The 5,238-nt window shown below is 35.7% G+C and carries 3 protein-coding genes and 1 pseudogene; all 4 read left to right on the forward strand.

Features of this window, described 5'->3' with window-relative positions; translation table 11 throughout:
• Positions 1-244: 244 nt before the first annotated feature.
• The 4 genes and pseudogenes from AC1DIV_RS29465 to AC1DIV_RS29480 all read left to right on the forward strand — a co-directional run bounded on the left by AC1DIV_RS29465 (position 245) and on the right by AC1DIV_RS29480 (position 5,211).
• Positions 245-1,723 carry a UDP-N-acetylmuramoyl-L-alanyl-D-glutamate--2,6-diaminopimelate ligase gene (locus AC1DIV_RS29465; RefSeq protein WP_477577926.1) on the forward strand — a complete coding sequence of 493 codons (1,479 nt, stop codon included), beginning with the start codon at positions 245-247 and terminating at the stop codon, positions 1,721-1,723.
• A 111-nt stretch (positions 1,724-1,834) separates the two neighbouring features.
• The gene (locus AC1DIV_RS29470) at positions 1,835-2,251 is read left to right on the forward strand and encodes a hypothetical protein (RefSeq protein WP_477577927.1); all 417 of its coding nucleotides are present in this window, start codon (positions 1,835-1,837) and stop codon (positions 2,249-2,251) included.
• A gap of 164 nt (positions 2,252-2,415) precedes the next feature.
• A protein-coding gene (locus AC1DIV_RS29475) for an IS3 family transposase (protein WP_434092001.1) occupies positions 2,416-3,752 on the forward strand; the annotation gives its coding sequence in 2 pieces (ribosomal slippage) (positions 2,416-2,800 and positions 2,800-3,752; 1,338 coding nt in all).
• Between the two features lie 257 nt (positions 3,753-4,009).
• Positions 4,010-5,211, forward strand: a pseudogene (locus tag AC1DIV_RS29480) (IS110 family RNA-guided transposase).
• The last annotated feature ends 27 nt before the right edge of the window (positions 5,212-5,238 follow it).

Here is a 5,238-nt window from a genome sequence, read left to right on the forward strand (position 1 = left end):
AAAGCAGAGGGGAGTCCCCTCTGCTTTAGAGCATTATCTAAAAGTACACACTGTAATATAAATTGAAACGCCGTATACGCGAACCGTACGTACGGTGTTGTGAGAGGGGCGAAAATAATACATTTATTTTCCCTCTACTCGATTATGGACCTATCGGGGCAGGTTAGTTGGATAAGAATGTAGAATATAAGAATAAATTGCCAATAAAAGTTTATAAACATAATTAATTGAGAGGGGTTCTAACTTGAAGTTAAAAGAGATAGCTGACCTTTTTATGGTCAAAGAAATAGAAGGGAATATGGATGTCGAAATTACAGGATTACAAATGGACTCAAGGAAAGTGGAAAAGGGGAATTTGTTTATCTGTGTACCAGCCATTAAAGGATTTCTTGAAGATAGACACCATTATGCTAAAGATGCCATTAGGAATGGTGCAGTAGCCCTTTTAGTCGAACGTGATGTTGATATTGATGTACCAAAGATATATGTTAAAGATGCAAGGCATGCAATGGCTGTTATTGCTTCGAATTTTTATAATCATCCCTCACATGAGATGAAACTTATTGGAATAACAGGAACGAACGGCAAAACCACTACCTCTTACATTATTGAAAAAATTTTTACTGATTACGGACTTAAAACTGGTCTGATGGGTAATAACGGCATTCAGATTAACGGAATCATGTATCCCACAGATATAAATACACAGGAACCCCCAATTTTACAAAGAAACCTCCGGAAAATGAGGGAATACAACACGGAATATTGTGTTATGGAAGTTACATCTCAAGGGTTAGACATGAAGCGTGTAATGGGGTGTAACTTTAGAACAGCCATATTTACAAACCTTACTCAAGATCACATAGATTATCACGGCACAATGGAACAATATAGGAATACAAAAGGGCTTTTATTCTCTAGGCTCGGAAATACATTTAAATCTAAAGATGAAAAATATGCTGTCCTAAATGCAGATGACCCAAGTTTTGAACATTTTCGTAAATTATCAGCAGTGGAAGTTATTACTTACGGAATCAACAATGAAGCTGATGTTTCTGCAAAAAATATCACCATGACATCGCAAGGAATTCGGTTTTTACTTATTACTTTTAAAGGAGAAATTGAAATACACCTACAATTAGTAGGGGGTTTTAATGTTTATAATGCATTAGCTGGTATAACAGCAGCGTTAATTGAAGGAATACCCCTTGAGAATATTAGAAGTAGTCTTTCCTTGTTAACAAGTATAAGTGGCAGGATGGAAATAGTGGATGAAGGACAAGATTATCTTGTTTTAGTTGACTACGCTCATACACCAGATGCTTTAGAAAACGTATTAAAATCAATTAAAGAATTCACAAAAGGAAAAGTAATTACTGTTTTTGGTTGTGGTGGGGATAGAGATAAAGGAAAACGACCAATTATGGGAGAAATCGCTAGCAGATACAGTAACAATGTTTTTGTTACTTCTGATAATCCACGTTCAGAAGACCCTATTAAAATTATGAATGACATAGAAAAAGGAATGAAAAAGTCTAATTCATTACAATATGAATTACTCGCTGATCGAGAAGAAGCTATATATAAAGCTATCAAAGAGGCTACTTCAAATGATGTTGTTATAATAGCTGGAAAGGGTCATGAGACCTATCAAAAATTCAAAGATAAAACAATTCATTTTGATGATAAAGAAATAGCGAGAAAGGCAATATCTGAGAAGTAGTATTAATTACTTTAGGTCTTAACGATGCTTTAACCAGGCATCTTCTTTTTGTTTGTGAAGTATTGTACTTAAACTAACGGGTGCTTTACTTCAATAAGTGGGGGGAAGTCTATGAAAATTTCATATTGCAGGAATCTGAACAATACTGAGAAATATGTTACAAATAAAAAACAACTTAAATATAATCTTTTGAACACCGACGAACTAAGTATTTGCTTTGGTCTGACAAGACAATTTGAATTTGATAGTAGATGTCCTAATGCAAATAGACCAATTATTAAAGGGACCGTTATCGCTACAGCTTCTTACCAAAGAGATAGAACGATAGGTATTTACTTCTTTCCAATATCCGGAAATACTTATCCTGAAAAAGCGTACAAAGAATTTAATAATTCAATTTTACCTAATATAAAAAAGTGGATTCAAGAACAAACAACAAAACCAGATACAGCAATTTTAGGTATAGAAGAACTAATAATCGAATGGAATGGAAAAAATCATTTATTACATAATGTCAGATTTCTATAACAACGATCAAAAGCAAGGTCTTAATGAACCAACGGGTGCGTTCGTATTATAAGGTTAGCCAGTTTTTTAAACTGTACCCTATAGAGTAGACACTAAAAAAAGGTCTGCTCTGTAGGGTACTTTTATGTATAATGAAAAAAATGGGAGAATCGGAGAACAATTAAATGCCAAAAAAACTCTTTACTGAGAAAGAAATAGAAATACTATCTAATAATCCATATGTTAAATCTATAAGTTCAAAGGGTGTTACATATACAGACGAATTTAAGAGGATTTTTATAGCTGAAAATGAAAATGGTAAGTTGCCAAGGCAGATTTTCGAGGAGAATGGTTTTAATATTGAAGTCATAGGTATTGTCAGAGTACAAAGGGCAGCCTCCAGATGGCGTACTGCTTATAAAAAATCAGGAGTATTGGGACTTAGGGATACGCGTAGTGATAATTCGGGGAGACCAACTCAGAAGGAGCTTTCTCTAGAAGAAAAGAATGCTAGATTAGAAGCACAAAATCAATTGTTGAGAGCTGAGAATGAGTTACTAAAAAAGTTAGACATGATGGAAAGGGGGATGAAGAAAAACGAGTAAAAGTCTCTGCTGAACATAGGTTTCTTTTAATACGTTCAGTAATAGAAAAGTATCTACTTAAAAATATGGTGAGTTTCTTATGCGAAATTGCGGGAGTTTCTCGCTCTGGTTTTTATAACTACTTTTCTTCACAAGCTCAGGAAAGAAGAGAGCGAAGAGAAGAAAAAGACTTGATACTTAAAGAAAATATTTTAAATGCTTTTCATTTTAAACGCCGCAAAAAAGGTGCACGCCAGATTAAGATGACGTTAGAAGGACAGTTTCGAATTACATATAACTTGAAGCGAATCCGAAGGATTATGAGGAAATACAAGATTGTTTGTCCTATTAGAAGAACCAACCCTTATCAGAAGATGTTGAAAGCCACTCAAGAACACACGATTCTGCCGAACTTATTAAACCGAGAGTTTAAACAAGCAATTCCAGGAAAAGTATTACTTACTGATATTACATATTTATATTATGACAATAGACAAAAGGCTTATTTATCCACGATTAAAGATAGTTCAACGAATGAAATACTTGCCTATAATGTGTCTAGCCGAATGACATTAGATTTAGCTACAGATACATTAGTAAAGTTAACGAAGAATAAACGAGTAAAGTTTGCCGAAGGGGCCTTTATTCACTCTGATCAAGGAGTACACTATACTAGTCCCACTTTTCAGAAACACGTAAAAAAACTAGGACTTGGGCAATCCATGTCAAGAAGAGGCAACTGTTGGGATAACGCTCCCCTAGAGTCCTTCTTTGGTCATTTCAAAGATGAAGCCTATATTAAACCTTGTAATACTATAGAAGAACTTAAAAAGGAAATTAGAAGTTATATGACGTACTATAACAATTTCAGATATCAATGGAACTTAAAGAAGATGACTCCTGTTCAATACAGAAATCACCTTCTCCAAGTGGCATGACCTTTTTTAAAAATGTCCTTTACATAGGGTGCAGTTTATTTACTGGTTGACCTTTTTTTAATAGAATCTATTATATCAGTAGCCAGGGTAGGACGTACGGGTGCGTGGGACTTGATCCCGTGAACTAAACTGTCCGCCCCCTACTTGTAGAAACATGTTTGAGGCTGGTTGGGACGCAGATCTCGTATAACAAGCGAAGCTATGACACTACATGGAGGACTAGGGGTACTGGTTAATAAGTAGAGGAGGTAAAGATAATGAATCCAGTTGTTGGTCTGGATGTGGCAAAAGGAGAAAGCCAAGTTCAGGCATTCTTAGATCAATCTAAACCGTATGGGAAGAGCTTTTCAATGAAGCATATCAAAGAGGAGTTAGATCATTTTTTAGAATTTCTAAAAGAAATTGAAGAGGTGACAGGGCAGATGCCTATGGTCATTTTAGAATCTACAGGGCATTACCATTCTCCCGTTATTCAATACCTGGAGGATCAAGGGATTCTATATATCTTACTAAATCCGATTATTTCTTATCAGGCAAAGAAGTCCAGTTTACGGAAGGTAAAAACAGACGCTATCGATGCGTACCAGTTGTGTGTGCTGTATTACAAAGAGGATTTAGAACCTCATAAAATGAGAGGAATTCAGCTATTAGACCTTCGGAATTTGTCCAGACAACAGGAAATCGTAACGAATATGTATGTGGAAGCTAAACTTCAGTTTCACACCATTTTAGATCAAGTGTTTCCTGAATACCGGAAGGTTTTTGGGATCTATATTCGAAGGTTTCTTTATTGATGTTAAAGGAATATCCTACTTCAGAGGCGGTATTAACAGCCGGAGAAAGTAGACTAGCAGAGAGTGTTATAGAGTTCTGTTCTAGCCGATCGGGTGAATGGGCATGGGGAAAAGCAAAAAAAATAATGGATTCCGCATCTCGAAATCCATTTCAAAAAAGCGTGTATGAAAGTCACGTAATCAATCTTCGTATGTATATTGAGTTGCTTTTTCATTACCAGGGACACCTTTCTGATTTGGAAGATCGTATAGTGGCCCTGGCAAATGAACTGGAAGAATATAAGATCATCCAATCGATTCCGGGTATCGGAGAAAAAATCGCAGCCACGATTATCTCTGAAATTGGTGAAATCGATCGGTTTAATCATCCGAAAAAACTGGTTGCCTTCGCTGGAGTAGATCCAAGTGTTCACTCATCGGGTAAGTTTACGGCAACCATTAATCGTATTACAAAAAGAGGTTCGAGCAGACTACGTCATTCTCTGTATCTTGCCGTACTATGCGGCATAAGAAGTTCAAGGAACAAAAAGCTTAAAGCCTTCTATGATAAGAAAAAATCAGAAGGAAAACCGGCCAAAGTGTCAATCGTTGCCTGTATGAATAAGTTGCTTCATTGGATTTACGCTTTATTAAAGAGAAAAGAAGCATTCCTAGATTTAGCCTGATTAACGATTTTGTGAAACAGAGAAAAA

This window comes from Peribacillus sp. 05N428, assembly GCF_056397085.1.